12 protein-coding genes and 1 pseudogene are annotated in these 14,051 nt (G+C 60.2%); 7 read left to right on the forward strand and 6 right to left on the reverse strand.

Annotated elements, in window-relative coordinates:
• Positions 1 to 2 precede the first annotated feature (2 nt).
• The 3 genes and pseudogenes from ACA055_RS25155 to ACA055_RS25165 all read right to left on the reverse strand — a co-directional run bounded on the left by ACA055_RS25155 (position 3) and on the right by ACA055_RS25165 (position 2,758).
• Entirely contained in the window at positions 3 to 611 is a 609-nt protein-coding gene (locus ACA055_RS25155; RefSeq protein WP_497684486.1) for a methyl-accepting chemotaxis protein, read from the reverse strand.
• Positions 591 to 1,319 (reverse strand): annotated as a pseudogene (locus ACA055_RS25160) (PAS domain-containing protein); the annotation flags it as partial. The gene ACA055_RS25155 and the pseudogene ACA055_RS25160, both read right to left, overlap by 21 nt.
• Before the next feature lie 125 nt (positions 1,320 to 1,444).
• Positions 1,445 to 2,758 carry an MFS transporter gene (locus ACA055_RS25165; protein ID WP_497681071.1) on the reverse strand — a complete coding sequence of 438 codons (1,314 nt, stop codon included), beginning with the start codon at positions 2,756 to 2,758 and terminating at the stop codon, positions 1,445 to 1,447.
• 201 nt (positions 2,759 to 2,959) lie between these two features.
• Between ACA055_RS25165 and ACA055_RS25170 the strand changes: the two genes are divergently transcribed.
• From ACA055_RS25170 to ACA055_RS25180, 3 genes are all read left to right on the forward strand, one after another.
• A complete protein-coding gene (locus ACA055_RS25170) occupies positions 2,960 to 4,378 on the forward strand; it encodes a short-chain fatty acid transporter (RefSeq protein WP_497681072.1) in 1,419 nt (472 codons plus the stop codon).
• A gap of 208 nt (positions 4,379 to 4,586) precedes the next feature.
• Positions 4,587 to 5,759 (forward strand): hypothetical protein, encoded by a 1,173-nt coding sequence (locus ACA055_RS25175; protein ID WP_497681073.1) that lies wholly within the window; start codon positions 4,587 to 4,589, stop codon positions 5,757 to 5,759.
• A gap of 181 nt (positions 5,760 to 5,940) precedes the next feature.
• On the forward strand, positions 5,941 to 6,465 hold the full coding sequence (locus ACA055_RS25180; RefSeq protein ID WP_497681074.1) for an SET domain-containing protein-lysine N-methyltransferase: 525 nt from the start codon (positions 5,941 to 5,943) through the stop codon (positions 6,463 to 6,465).
• 6 nt (positions 6,466 to 6,471) lie between these two features.
• Here the strand turns inward: ACA055_RS25180 and can are convergent, their stop codons facing one another.
• A complete protein-coding gene (can, locus tag ACA055_RS25185) occupies positions 6,472 to 7,116 on the reverse strand; it encodes a carbonate dehydratase (RefSeq protein ID WP_497681075.1) in 645 nt (214 codons plus the stop codon).
• 151 nt (positions 7,117 to 7,267) lie between these two features.
• Between can and ACA055_RS25190 the strand changes: the two genes are divergently transcribed.
• The gene (locus ACA055_RS25190; protein WP_497681076.1) at positions 7,268 to 7,672 is read left to right on the forward strand and encodes a serine kinase/phosphatase; all 405 of its coding nucleotides are present in this window, start codon (positions 7,268 to 7,270) and stop codon (positions 7,670 to 7,672) included.
• Between the two features lie 130 nt (positions 7,673 to 7,802).
• Here ACA055_RS25190 and rimI read toward each other — a convergent pair whose 3' ends face one another.
• Complete coding sequence (gene rimI, locus ACA055_RS25195) at positions 7,803 to 8,255, reverse strand: ribosomal protein S18-alanine N-acetyltransferase (protein ID WP_497681077.1); 453 nt, start codon at positions 8,253 to 8,255, stop codon at positions 7,803 to 7,805.
• On the reverse strand, positions 8,248 to 8,988 hold the full coding sequence (locus tag ACA055_RS25200) for a P-loop NTPase family protein (protein ID WP_497684487.1): 741 nt from the start codon (positions 8,986 to 8,988) through the stop codon (positions 8,248 to 8,250). The genes rimI and ACA055_RS25200 overlap by 8 nt, the downstream gene beginning before the upstream one ends.
• Before the next feature lie 206 nt (positions 8,989 to 9,194).
• Here ACA055_RS25200 and mksB point away from each other — a divergent pair, with 206 nt between their 5' ends.
• The 3 genes from mksB to mksF are packed head-to-tail and all read left to right on the forward strand — an operon-like array spanning position 9,195 to position 14,000.
• Entirely contained in the window at positions 9,195 to 10,472 is a 1,278-nt protein-coding gene (mksB, locus tag ACA055_RS25205; protein WP_497681078.1) for an Mks condensin complex protein MksB, read from the forward strand.
• Complete coding sequence (mksE, locus tag ACA055_RS25210) at positions 10,462 to 11,163, forward strand: Mks condensin complex protein MksE (protein WP_497681079.1); 702 nt, start codon at positions 10,462 to 10,464, stop codon at positions 11,161 to 11,163. Before mksB ends, mksE begins: the two co-directional genes overlap by 11 nt.
• Entirely contained in the window at positions 11,160 to 14,000 is a 2,841-nt protein-coding gene (mksF, locus tag ACA055_RS25215) for an Mks condensin complex protein MksF (protein ID WP_497681080.1), read from the forward strand. Before mksE ends, mksF begins: the two co-directional genes overlap by 4 nt.
• The last annotated feature ends 51 nt before the right edge of the window (positions 14,001 to 14,051 follow it).

The following is a 14,051-nucleotide window of genomic DNA, read 5'->3' on the forward strand; positions in this document are numbered from 1 at the left end:
AATCACGTCGCCAACTGATTGGCAAATTGCCCGACCGCATTCACGACTTTTTGCGCACCGTCCTGAATCTCGACGATCACCGTGCCGGCCTCTGCCGCCAGCGCCAGGCCCTGTTCAGCCTGGAGTTTGCCGTCGGTCATCAGCGCCACGGCGTTGCGGGCCATGTCCTGGTTCTGACGCACCACGCCGACAATTTCATCGGTGGCCTGGCTGGTGCGCGACGCCAGTTGCCGGACCTCGTCCGCGACCACCGCAAAACCTCGACCCTGTTCACCCGCCCGAGCTGCTTCGATGGCGGCGTTGAGCGCCAGCAGGTTGGTCTGTTCGGCGATGCCGCTGATGGTTTTGACGATGGTGCCGATCACCAGCGACTGCTCGTTCAACGCTTCAATGCCTTCGCCGGCGGTTTGCATATGTTTGGCCAGATCACGCATCACATTCACTGCCTGCGTCACCACGGCGGTACCGCGCTGGGCGCTGTTGTCAGTTTGCTGTGAGGTGCTGTAGGCAATGTTGGCCGCTTCGGCAACGGCGCGTTCCTGATTGACCTGATCGGTAATCACCGTGGCGAATTTCACCACTTTGTAGAGTTTGTTGTTGGCATCGACCACCGGGTTGTAGGACGCCTCCAGCCAGACTACGCGGCCGTGGCTGTCGATACGCTTGAAGCGTTCGGCCACGAATTCTCCGGCGTTCAGGCGACGCCAGAAGTTCTGATACTCGGCGCTGTTGTATTCCTCCGGCTCGCAGAAGGTGCGGTGATGTTTGCCCTTGATCTGCGCGAGGCTGTAACCCATGCCGCTGAGGAACCGATCGTTGGCCGCCAGCACGTTGCCATTAAGGTCGAACTCGATCACTGCCGTCGAGCGCACCAGCGCACCGATCAGGTTCTCATGTTCGCGGGATGCCTCGATGGTGCGGGTCAGGTCGCTGGAATAAATCGAGAAGTGCTTGATCCGGCCGTCCATGGACCGTACCGGCTGCACGATCGAACGCAGCCAGGCTTCTTGGCCATTGCCGCGCAACAGGCGCACGGTGCCGGCAAAGTGTTCACCGCGCGACAGAGCAGCCTTGAAGCGGCGGTGGAATTCGTCCGACGTCACATGAACCGGCACGATGTCTTCGATGGGCCGGCCAATCAGATCGTTGCTTTTGTAATGCATCTCACCAAGGAAGTTCTGGTTGACCGATTGCACCCGCCTATCGGGATCGAGGGTCAGGACCAGCATCTCGCTGTCCAGACTTTCCTTCACTTGCTGAAGGCTGGAGAGTTCTTCGCGAAGAGCGGACAGCTCCTGCTTCAAGCGTGTGTTGAACATGGGAAAGCACCGATGGACAGGGATAGAAAGCGGAATGCAGCCTAGCCATCGGCATTGGAAATATTTTCTGAAGAGCGCTTCAGGGTTGTCCTACAAAAATAGTTGCAGCACACCCACCGCCCCACTCACATCGCTCCAGCCGCCGGGCACGTGGCGACTTGCGGCATCCGCGAGCCGAAATAAGCAGCGCTGCTCACACCCACCGCCCCCATCACGGCGCAGAAGATCACACAGATCCACGGACTCCACGGCATCAGACCGATCAGCAACAGCGGTGTGACACTCGCCCAGGCGGCGTAGGCAATGTTGTAAGTGAAGGAAATCCCCGAGACGCGGATCCGCGCCGGAAACAGGCTGACCATCACCGACGGCACCGCACCGACCACCCCGCAACTAAGGCCGGCCACGGCGTATGCCAGACCGATCCAGGTACCACCAATGATCAGACAGGTGTAGAGCACGCCGATGCCCAGCGGCAGCAACAGGCTGTACAGCATCACCGTGCGCCAGGCACCAATGCGGTCGACCAGCAACCCGGCAAGCACGCAGCCGATATTGAGGAAGACGATGCCCAAGGCACTCAGGGCAAAGGTGTGGCTGGCGGTCATGCCGAAGGTTTTCTGCATCATGGTCGGCGTGATGACCACAAAAACCACCACCGCCGACGTCAGCACGCAGGTGAGGATCATCGCCGGCAGCATGGCCAGGCGATGCTCGCGCAATACCGTGCGCAATGGCAGCTCAACAGCGGCATCGCGTCGGGCCTGCATGGCCATGAACACCGGGGTTTCGCTGAGCCAGCGGCGCAGCCAGACGCCGATCACGCCAAACACGCCGCCCAGCAGGAACGGGTAACGCCAGGCGTAATCGAGGATTTCCGCCGGAGTGAACGCCTGCGCCAGAAAGGTCGCCGTCAACGCACCGATCAGATAGCCGAAGGTCAGCCCCGCCTGCAAAAAGCCCAGGGCATAGCCGCGATGGCCGACCGGCGCGTGTTCTGCGACGAACACCCAGGCGCTCGGCACTTCACCGCCCACGGCGGCCCCCTGAAGAATCCGCAGGGCCAACAACAGCAGCGGCGCGAAATAGCCGATCTGTGCGTAGGTCGGCATGATGCCGATCAACAGGCACGGCAGCGCCATCATCAGGATACTCAGGCTGAAGACTTTCTTGCGACCCAGCCGGTCGGCGAAATGCGCCATCAGAATCCCGCCCAGGGGACGCGCCAGGTAGCCGGTGGCGAAGATCCCGAAGCTTTGCAGCAGCCGCAGCCATTCGGGCATTTCCGGTGGAAAAAACAGCTGGCTGAGGGTCAGCGCGAAAAACACGAAAATGATGAAGTCGTAGATTTCCAGGGCGCCGCCAAGGGCTGCAAGGCCCAGGGTCTTGTAGTCCGAGCGGTTGAACGGCGCCGGGCGCGAATCGGTATTGGCAGTCATCAAAAGAACTCTGGCACAGGCAAAAAACCAAGGCGCCCATGGTCTACGCAAACGCGTCAGCGGACAACCCGTTAGACCAAAGTCCAATGCTCGTAAAACTTCGTCACAAAAAAAGATCGATTGATTTACTGTTGGCAGCTGTCCAGACGGGCCTGTGCGGCCCTGAAGACCACAAAAAACATAAAAATTCGAGGTACTCCCGTGGCCGCTGATATCGAAGATAGCCGCTCCGCCCGCTTTGCCCTGCGCTGCTCAAGCTTTGCCGAACGCTGGTTCCCCGACTCCTGGGTGTTTGCCGCGCTGGCAGTGATCATCGTTGCCGTGGCCACCATGGTCATGGGCGCGAAACCCACCGATGCCGCCATGGCCTTCGGTGACGGCTTCTGGAGCCTGATTCCATTCACTATGCAGATGGCCTTCGTGGTGATCGGCGGTTATGTGGTCGCCAGTTCGCCACCCGCAGTGAAACTGATCGACCGTCTGGCGCGAATCCCGAAAAACGGTCGCTCAGCGGTGGCCTGGGTCGCGCTGATTTCCATGGTCGCGTCGCTGCTGAACTGGGGTTTGTCGCTGGTGTTTGGCGGCTTGCTGGTGCGTGCCCTCGCGCGTCGGACCGATCTGAAAATGGATTACCGCGCCGCCGGTGCTGCGGCGTACCTGGGCCTCGGCGCGGTGTGGGCCCTGGGCCTGTCGTCGTCCGCTGCGCAATTGCAGGCCAACACGGGCAGCCTGCCGCCGTCGATTTTGTCGATCACCGGGGTGATTCCGTTTACCCAAACCATTTTTCTGTGGCAGTCCGGCGTGATGTTGCTGGCACTGATCGTGATCTCGCTGATCATTGCCTACGCCACCGCACCCGGCCCGAAGTCGGCCCGTGATGCCGAGGCCTGCGGCGTTGATCCGAGTTTCAACCTGCCGCCGCTGCAACCGCGCACCCGCCCCGGCGAATGGCTGGAACACAGCCCTCTGCTGACGATTCTGCTGGTGCTGCTGGCGGCCGGATGGTTGTTTCATGAGTTTTCGACCAAACCGGCGATCAGTGCGATTTCCGGGCTGAACACTTATAACTTCCTGTTCATCATGCTCGGCGCTCTGCTGCACTGGCGCCCGCGCAGTTTCCTGGACGCGGTAAGCCGTGCAGTGCCGACCACCACCGGCGTACTGATCCAGTTCCCGCTGTACGGCTCGATCGCGGCGCTGATGACCACCGTCAAAGGCACTGACGCTCAGACCCTGGCTCACCACATCTCGACCTTTTTCGTCAGCATCGCGTCCCACGACACCTATGCGCTGCTGATGGGCGTGTACTCGGCCATCCTTGGTTTCTTCATTCCGTCCGGTGGCGGCAAGTGGATCATCGAAGCACCGTACGTGATGCAGGTGGCCAACGACCTGAACTACCACCTGGGCTGGGCCGTGCAGATCTACAACGCCGCCGAAGCCCTGCCGAACCTGATCAACCCGTTCTACATGCTGCCGCTGCTGGGCGTACTGGGATTGAAGGCGCGGGACTTGATCGGGTTTTCGTTCGTACAACTGCTGGTGCACACACCGCTGGTGCTGGTGTTGCTGTGGGCGCTGGGGACGACGCTGACGTATACGGCGCCAGTGATGCCGTAACCCTGATCCTCAAAACACCATAGATCAGTGTGGGAGCGGGCTTGCTCGCTCCCACATTAGGCCGGCGGACGACCATTCAACTTGTCTCAACGTTGAATTTCGCCGACTACTCCACAAAAAACCGGACGCACCACTTCTTTGTCCGCCACTACTGATCCAGTATGAAGCCCACCCTATCCTGGGGAACCACGCTGAAAAGGATCTGAGCATGTTAAAACTCGCAGGATTCACCCTCGCCGCCCTCACCCTGAGTGCCGCCGCCCACGCCGATGTCGATCTGAAGCTGGGCAGCACAGAACGCGTCACCCGCCTGTTCGCCTACCCCAACAACTGCAATGTGATTTGCTTTCGCAACTGGACGCTGGAGCAGACCGTCGAGCATTACCTGACCCAAAGCGTGCAACGCGATGGCTATAGCGCGGCGAAGGTCCTGGTGAAAACCGATAACGATCAGCTCTACGCCGAAATCATTGGCGTGCCCGATGGTTATGAAAAACCACTGGCGGCGTTGCTCGATGCTGGGGATCTGGCCTATACCGGCGCCACCAAACTGAATACCGACGGCAAGTGGGCCTATAGCTGGAACCTGTTCCTGCCACTGGGCATGGCGCTGGAAAACCGCAAAAGCGTCGAATTGCTGCACTTCCCGCCGGATTATTCGTTGACCCAGGCGCAGGATTACCTGAGGTCTGCCACCACGGATCGCTGGGCCACGCTGCTCACCGTCAATGGAATACCCACCGAACAGACGCCGGGTTACCAGACCATCATCGACATTGCACCGATTGCCGCGCCGGCCAGCGCCGGCAAGGATCTTGAAGGCGTCTATGGCTACTTCAAGGACTACCAGACCACCATGGTCAAGGAAGTCAGCCAGAACGCCAGCGGCGCTGCGTTACCGATGGTCGCCTTCGGTTCACCGGTACGAAACTGGATCAAACAGCAATACGGGCCGACCGTGAACGTGTTGGGGCTGGCCACGATCAGTCCGAGTGCGGGGGTGAAGGTGCCGGTGCTGGGCTCCAACCACCCGAGTTACATCTGGTACGCCGCCAATCCGGAAAGCTACACCGGCGACGATCCCCTGGCCCAGGCCGACGCGGCGGGCCTGAAAGTCATGGGGCAGGATTTGAGCGCCGCGTGCTGGCAGGCCGGCATGGGTAGCAAGCCAGGCACCGACCCACAAGTTCAGCTGAAAAGCTGCACCCAGACCTGGCAAGTGACCCAGAAAGAAAAAACCTGCGAACTGTTCTACACCTCGATCCGCAACCTGACGCCCGAACAGGCCGTGACCAAGTGCACGACGCCACCGGTCGTGGCTCAACTCAAACAGCTCAAGGCCCCGGCGCCTGCGACCGCGATCGCGGCTCCACAACTGTAAGAAAGATGAATAGCTTCCCGTGTCAGCCCTGGCTTACACGGGAAAGCGCGCTTTTCTCCTGTCAGATCTGACAGTAGACCGAATGTTTCATTTGCGAGATCTTGAAGTGCCACCCTGTGCTGCAGGGCTGACAGGATCGTCAGCCGACAGAGGTCGCAGCCCCCAGCCGACAAGGATCGTTATGAAAGCCCACGGCCAGCCCCGCCATCATGCGCAATCACCGGATGGTATTTATCCATTCAAAGAACTGCCCGTTCACCTTGGATTTCCGTCCGCGGCTGACTTCGAGATCATCGCCAATGCCGAGGGCTGCGCGGTGGCCGTTGCGGCACGGCGCGAATTTCCCCGGATCAGCCGAATCTGCCGGGCTTCGGGGCATCTGCTGCCTTATCGTTGCCGACATAGCAGGCAAATGGCCTCTGGCATCCATGTCTACGACCCGATCTTCTGCGGGCTGCTGCGTCACTCCTGCGACCCGAACGTGTTCCTCGACATGAGCGAGCTATGGTTATGGGCGCTGAAGGACATCCAAAAAGGCGACCGACTGACGATGGACTACGCCGCCACCGAAGACAAACTGCTACGTCAGTTCGCCTGCCAGTGCGGCTCATACGACTGTCGTGGCTGGATCACCGGTTACGATGAACCGCCGAACGCCGACGGCCAGTTGTTTTTGCAGCACTGGCGCCGGCGAAGTGTCAACTGAAAGCCTTTATAACGTCTCGACCGGTCGCAAACGGTACTGCGGCGGCAGTTGCTCGAAACCGCTGATAGTGGCATTCAGGCTTTTCCAGCGACCGTCCTTGATGCCATAGATGCAACCGTGAACCGACAGGCTCTGCCCGCGGTGCCAGGCGTTTTGCACGATGCTGGTGTGCCCGACGTTGGCCACTTGCTGGATCACGTTGAGTTCGCAGAGGCGGTCGACCCGTTCTTCTTCGGTCGGCAACTTGGCGAGCTCTTCACGTTTTTCATAGTAGAGATCGCGAATCGAGCGTAGCCAGCCGTCGATCAGGCCCAACTGCCGGTCCTGCATCGAGGCCCGCACACCGCCGCAGCCATAATGGCCGGTGACGAGGATGTGTTTGACCTTGAGCACGTCAACCGCGTACTGAATCACCGACAGGCAATTAAGATCGGTGTGCAGCACCACGTTGGCCACATTGCGGTGGACGAACAGGTCGCCGGGCAGCATGCCAACAATTTCGTTCGCAGGCACCCGGGCGTCGGAGCAGCCGATCCACAGGAATTCCGGCGTTTGCTGACGAGCGAGTTTGGCGAAGAAGTCAGGGTCTTCTTTGGTGATCGCGTCAGCCCAGCGCTCGTTGTTATCGATCAGATCTTGTAATTCGTTCATGCAATGAAGCCTCGAGATTGATGCGTTTCTATGACAGACAACCGCCTGTCGAGGTCACGCGCGAGATGCAGACACCCGGTTTCCATGCCGGAGGAATTCTCAGCTGCACAGTGGGTCCACCCTAGTAAGGCCCACAGTATGAGGAATTGCCATGACTGAATCACGACGTCCTTTCGATGCGGTGCAACCCGAGCCCGTCGATGACAATGAAGACCGCATGGGATCAATGCATGAGCTGGATTTCGACGAGGAAGAACCGAGCGCCAAAATCGGCGACGAGATACCGGAGAAGGAACGCGAACAACTGATGCCTCGGCACCGCGTGCGTGAAGCCGGCATGACCGGGGCCTCGACCGATGACCATGAATCCACCGACGACGACATGAGCCCCGAAAACCTGATTCGCGAAGACGGCGCCCGGGATGCCCATGAAGCGGGCGAAGGTGGCCAGGCCGATTGGGATTTGAGCATTGTCGATGAAGATGACATTGGCGGTGGTAATGGGCTGGATGAGGAAGAACTGGCGCGGCGCGATCCGATGGACGGTAATCGTTGATTCTTTAGCGCCTGATAAGCAGCCTTCGCGAGCAAGCCCGCTCCACATTGGATCTATGTCGGTCACGTTATTTGTGTTCGACACCGTTCCAATGTGGGAGCGGGCTTGCTCGCGAAGCTTTTAAAACCGATCAGTCGACGAGGGTGCAAGCCATGACCACCGCATCTTCGCGCCCACCCACCGCCGGGTAGTAATCCCGTCGACGTCCAATTTCATTAAACCCATAACGCTCATACAACTTAAACGCGCCACGGTTGCTGTCGCGTACTTCCAGGAAACATTCCCGTGCCTTGGATTCATAAGCCCGCGACATCAAATGCTCAAGCAGCGTCAAACCCAGGCCACGGCCCTGATTTTCCGGTTTGACGGTGATGTTCAGCAGATGCGCCTCATCGAGAATGATCTGCACCACGCCGTGCCCGACCTGCTGCTGACCTTCGAACATCAGCCAGATCTGGTACTTGCCCAGCCCATCAAGAAAAATCCCTCGGGTCCAGGGATGGCTGTAGGCCGCGTATTCGATTTTCAGTACAGCGTCCAGGTCCGCCTCGGTCATCGGGCGGAACGATACAGCGTCACTCATTTGATTCTTTCCAGCGCGCCATCAGCCGACGCATGGCTTGCCAGACATCAGCCTTACGCTGTGGCTCTTCCATTAATAATTCCAGGCCCGGCAGGGCCCAGACCGAGCCCAGGCCTTCGACCTGGAGTTCACGGTTGAAGGATTCGGCGTTCGCCTCACCGGCAAAACGCACGGCTGGCAGGCCGATCAGCCACAGGCAGACGCACGGAGCGTCTTCCAGGCGGGCCGAGAGGAAACCTTGCACGAAATCGCGAGCCGCTTCCGGCCCCTGGTCCATGGTGCCCCGGACCAACAGCGGCCAGCGTACCGGCTCACCGACGATTTGCGGGCTGTCCGGCAGACCGGCGGCGCGCAACATGTCCTTGAGCAGCAAATAAGCGGGATCGCGGGTCTGGAAGGTTTCGCCTGTGGGTAACTCCACCAGCAGCAGACAACGCCCGGCCCGCAGCAATTGCAGGGCAAAACGCGGTGGCGGCACGATCGGCGCCTTGATCGCGACCGGCGCCTCCTCTTCTTCGACCTTGGCGTTCGTGCGCGTGCTGGCCAACGATGGTCGCGGCACCTCGATTTTCACCCGTACGGTCGGTTTGACCACAGGTTCCACGGGCGCTTCCGCTACTGGAGCCGGCGCAACCGGGGCGACGACCAACGGCTCGGGCACCTCCAGCAGTTCGGGGCGCGAGGGCGCAGCAAAGGGCAATTCGGTGCGCGGCAGCCAGTTGACCACCTGCATGGCGGTCAAATAAGCGCGGCGACGGGACTCGATAAGCAAAGGTCGGCCACTTGTGGATAACTAAAGTGCGGTGATTCTACCGCCCTTCGCTCAAGATCGCCCGCTGTTGATCGATAGAAAGCAGACAGCCCGTCCCGAGAGTGAATCGACACGCCTGCGATGCAGTACAATCGCGGCTTTTAATCGCCAACCAGCCGGCCATTCCGATGATCGAACCCAAGCGCGTCTTGCGCGCCCTCGCTGAACACTGGTCACTTCTGGAGCCACTGTGCGAGCACTTCGACCAAGGCACCTTGAGCCTCAACGAACTGCGCACGCAACTGGCCGCCCAGCAACTGGACAGCACGCCCCAGGACATCACCAGCCTGTTGGACGTGTGGATTCGCCTCGATATTCTGGTTCCCGTGGCGAAAAGCCCGAACCGTTTCGAGCTCAACGCGCAGATTCACGACTTCCTCGCCTATTTGCGCCGTGAGCACCGTCTGGGCCTGTGCCTGGAAATCGAAGCCTATCTGCGCCATCTCGAACGCCTGGCCGGTTACATCCAGGACGCGTTCGACATCCGCGACGGCAACGATCTGGCGCGCCAGTTGCGCCTGCTCGACATGCGCGTACGGGACGTATTGAAGAAACTCGCGAACGACGAACAAGCCCTGGTGGCCGTTGCCGAGCGCGCCAAGACCAGCGACCGGCAGATTCCGCTGCGTCAGCGTTATGCCGAAGTGCTGGCGACCTGGGACGAATACGTCGAGCCGATGATTCAGTTGGTGAACGCTGACGGCGCCTTCGAACAAGGTGTACGCAAGGTCGAAAACGTCCTGCTGAAAATGCTCACCGAGCAGCAACGCCTCGGCCACTTGGTCGACGACGACATGCTGCTGCGCACCCACGCGCGCATCCTCGAAATGCAAACCAGCGCCCAATTGACCTTGCGTCATGCCCGGGAACTGCTGTTGCCGCTGCGTGAAGAAGCGCGCCGGCACAACGCAGTAACCCGTGGCGCGGCACTGGCCCTGGCGGCCATTCGACGCAAAGGCATCGATGCCGTGCCGCAAGCGGCGATGCCGATGTTCACCCGCCCGCAAAGCACCTTTCTCGGCAGCGCCAGTCAGGTCGAAGCCTACGTGTACGCCCTGGCCCGTTTCGAGCCGAAACCGGCGCGTTTCCCCAAAGCCCACAAGACGCAGAAAGGCGAAGCACCGCGCGCGCCACGCACGGTTCGGGAAATGCTCGAACGCTGCGAAGACGCCCTGCCGATGCCGGACCTGATGACCTGGTTGCTGGAGCAGGAACCGGACGGCGCCACCGACGAATTGCTTTATTGGTTCTCGCGTCTGTCGCGGGAAAAACGCTTCAAACGCGAGCGTCTGGAACGCCGCGATTACCACACTCACGAGCATCAGGTCAGCCTGCGCTCCTTCGCCCTGCTCTCGGCCGGCGACACCGCCGCCGAGGATTCTGCGAGCATCCCACATGCATCTTGATCTATCCGAACTGTCCCAGCTGGCGCCGATCTTTCGCGAGCTGTTCAAGGGCTACCACGTCAGCCGCCGCGATCCCGAGCTGTACGCACAACTGTCGAACTTCCAGGACCAATACCGCACGCTGTTCAAGGCGTTGGGCTTTGAGCTGGTGTGCGACACCCGTGGTTTCTACTATTTCGTGCCGGACCTCGCCGCTGCGGCAGTGAACAAAACCGCGCAACGCCTGGCGCTGTTCACTTTCATCCTCGTCGAGCATCTGGCGGATCAGGGCCGCGACCCGGTCGCCGTACTCGACGGCGGCAGCCTCGGTCGCGACGAACTGCCGTCGTTGCTGGAAAAGTACCGCGACCTGTTCATCCAGGCCGAAGTGCAGACCCAGGAAGAACTCGAAGAAAAAATCATGCGCCGCATGACCCAGCTCGGTTTCGCTGGTGAAGAAAACGGTGTCTACCGTTTCCTGCCACCGATGCACCGTTTCCTCGACGTCTGCTTGTCGGTCCAGCAGGACCGCGACTTGGCGGCCAGCCTGCACAGCGTGCTGCCATTGCCGGCGCCGGTGCTGATCGATGACGACAGCGATGAAAAACTGTTGGAAACCGATGACCCGCTCGACTTGAGTGACTTCGCTGAAGATAGCGAAGAAGACGCCCTGGCCCGCGCCATTGCCGAAGAACAGGAGACCGACGCATGAGCAAGGAACGCTACGGCATTCGCCGCTTTGCCCTTTTGAACACCGCTGGTTATAGCCTCGGCTTGTTTCCGCTGGAAGAGCCGCTGTCGGTCTACGGCGCGAACAACCTCGGTAAATCCGCCTCGATCAACGCCTTGCAGTTCCCGATCCTGGCGCGCATGTCGGACATGAGTTTCGGCAAGTACAGCCTGGAACAATCCCGACGTTTCTACTTCGCTTCGGACACCAGTTACATCCTGGTGGAAGTCTCGCTGCCTCACGGTCCGCACGTGATCGGCGTGGTCGGTCGCGGCCCTGGCGGCGGTTTCGGTCACCAGTTCTTTGCCTACGCCGGCAAGCTCGACCTGGCCCATTACCAGAAGAACGACACCTGCCTGCGGCAGAAAGAGCTGTTCACCAACCTCGAGCGCGAAGGCCTGAAAGCCTACGAACTCAAGCCGGATGAACTGCGTCGTTTGCTGGTGGGCGGCCACACCTCGATCCCGCTGGACCTGACGCTGATCCCGCTGCGTTCCACTAGCGAACAGAGCCTGAAAACCTTCCGTGCCCTGTTCATCAACTTGCTGCACATGCGCGAAATCACCGCGGCCAAGCTCAAACAATTGTTCCTCGATGCGTTCGAACACAGCCTGCGTTCCGGCAGCGTGGATTACATCGCCGCGTGCGAAGAAGCGTTCCGCGATGTACGACGGATGGAGCAGGACTACAACTCGCTGGTCACGGCGGGTCCATTGGTTGAAGCGCTGGCCTCCGGGGTTGCCCAGCGCAACATTCTGCGCGGCAAACTCCACCGCATCTCGCCGCTGCTCGACTCCCTGCTCGGCACCTGGTCGGACTACGCCAGTGCCCGCAAGGAAGAGCTGACGATTCAGGCCGAGCATTACCGCAACGAGCAGGACGCCCTGCAAAACGATCAACGCGGCGGCACTCAGGAACTGATGCGCCTGGAACGGGAAATCAGCGGCATCCAGCGCTGGCTCGGCGAATTGTCGGTGCTCAAGCATCGCTTTGCGCTGGTCGATGACGTCAAGGTTCTGGAGCAACAACTGCTCGCGGCCAAGGATGCGCACGATGAACTGGCCGGTGCGCTGGCTCAGTCCCGGCAATTCAGCGCCGAAGACCTGGAGGAGCGCCAGCGGGATCTGGAAAAACGCCTGAAGTCGGTGAAGCAACAACTCGATCACGCCGACAACAACAGCTACGCCCGTCTGCGCGAGGAGTTCTCGCAACAGGATGTCGAGCGCCTGATGCGCCTGTTCAACAGCGCGTTGTTCAGCCTGCCGTTGGGCGAACACGGCATTACGCTGGACGAGGACGGTCAGTGGGTCAAATCCATGGAGCTGATTCTCGACGGCTTCAAGGGCGAGCGCTTCGAAGTGCCGGGCCTGTCCATCGACATCTCGCACATCGAGCCTCCAGCACTGCAAGCCCTGGCCGACCGTGCGGCATTGCGCGATCAGAAAGAGCGTCTGGAAAAAGAACTCAAGCAACTGAAAACTCAAGCTGCCGTGGCCGCCGACCGCGCGGCCAGCAAGACCCAGACCGAAGCGCTGTACCAACAAGTGCTGGACGCGCAGAAAGCCCTGGAAGATTTCCGTCGCGCACAAACCCTGAGCGCCGAGGAAGGCGACAAGCTTGAGCAATTGGCGCAAATGGAAGCCGCGCAAGACGAACTGAAGCGTTCCAGCGATGCCTTCACCGAACGCGTCCAGCAGCTGTCAGCCAAGCTGCAACTGGTCGGTCGGCAGATCGGCGACATGGAAGCCAAGCAACGCACCCTCGACGACGCCCTGCGCCGCCGTCAGCTGTTGCCCGCAGACCTGCCATTCGGCACGCCGTTCATGGACCCGATCGACGATTCCATGGATAACCTGTTGCCGCTGCTCAACGACTATCAGGACAGCTGGCAAGGTTTGCTGCGCAGCGACGGTCAGATCGAAGCGCTGTACGCCCAGGTTCGCCTCAAGGGCGTGGCCAAGTTCGACAGCGAAGACGATATGGAGCGTCGCCTGCAACTGTTGATCAACGCTTACGCGCACCGCACCGACGAAGCCCTGACGCTGGGCAAGGCCCGTCGTGCGGCGGTCACTGACATCGCCCGGACCCTGCGTAACATCCGTAGCGACTACGACAGCCTCGAGCATCAACTGGCGCTGTTCAACCGCGAGATCAACAAGCGCCAGGTCTCCAACCTGCAGAGCTTTCGCATCGTCCTCGCGCCGAACAAGGAAGCGCTCAAGCACATCGACCAGATCATCCACAGCGCCGGCCAATACGAAGAAGGCGAAACCCTCTCCGTTTTCGACTTGAGCCAAAGCGCCGATCAGGACAACAAGAACGAAGAAGCCAAGGAATACCTGGCGCGCCTGGTGGCGGCAAACCACAACCAGCTCGGCCTCAAGGACTTGTTCGAATTGGCGTTCGAAATCACCAAGGTCAACGGATCGCCGGTGATTCACACCGACATCGACGGCGCGGCGTCCAACGGCACCACCATGACCATCAAGGCGCTGACCAACATGTACTTGTTGCTGCACTTGATGGACCGCGATCAGGCCGGTCGCGTGCGCCTGCCGTACTACCTCGACGAAGCGGCGGATATCGATGAGAAGAACCAGGCAGCGCTGTTGGAAACCAGTCTCCAACTGGGCTTCGTACCGATCCTGGCGAGTGTGAAACCACAGGTTTGCGCCAGTGTCGCCATCGACCTGGAAGGTGGCAGCGGGCCGAACGGTATCTACATCGACGAGGCGGACTGGAAGTACATCCGTCGCCACGATGAAGTGAAGCCGACCGTTAACGTACAAGCTGACGAGCCTGAGTTGGACGCGGTTTGACGGGTTAATCGAAGCCGATAAAAAAAAGGCCGCGATCCAATGGATCGCGGC

This window comes from Pseudomonas sp. LBUM1657, assembly GCF_059716075.1.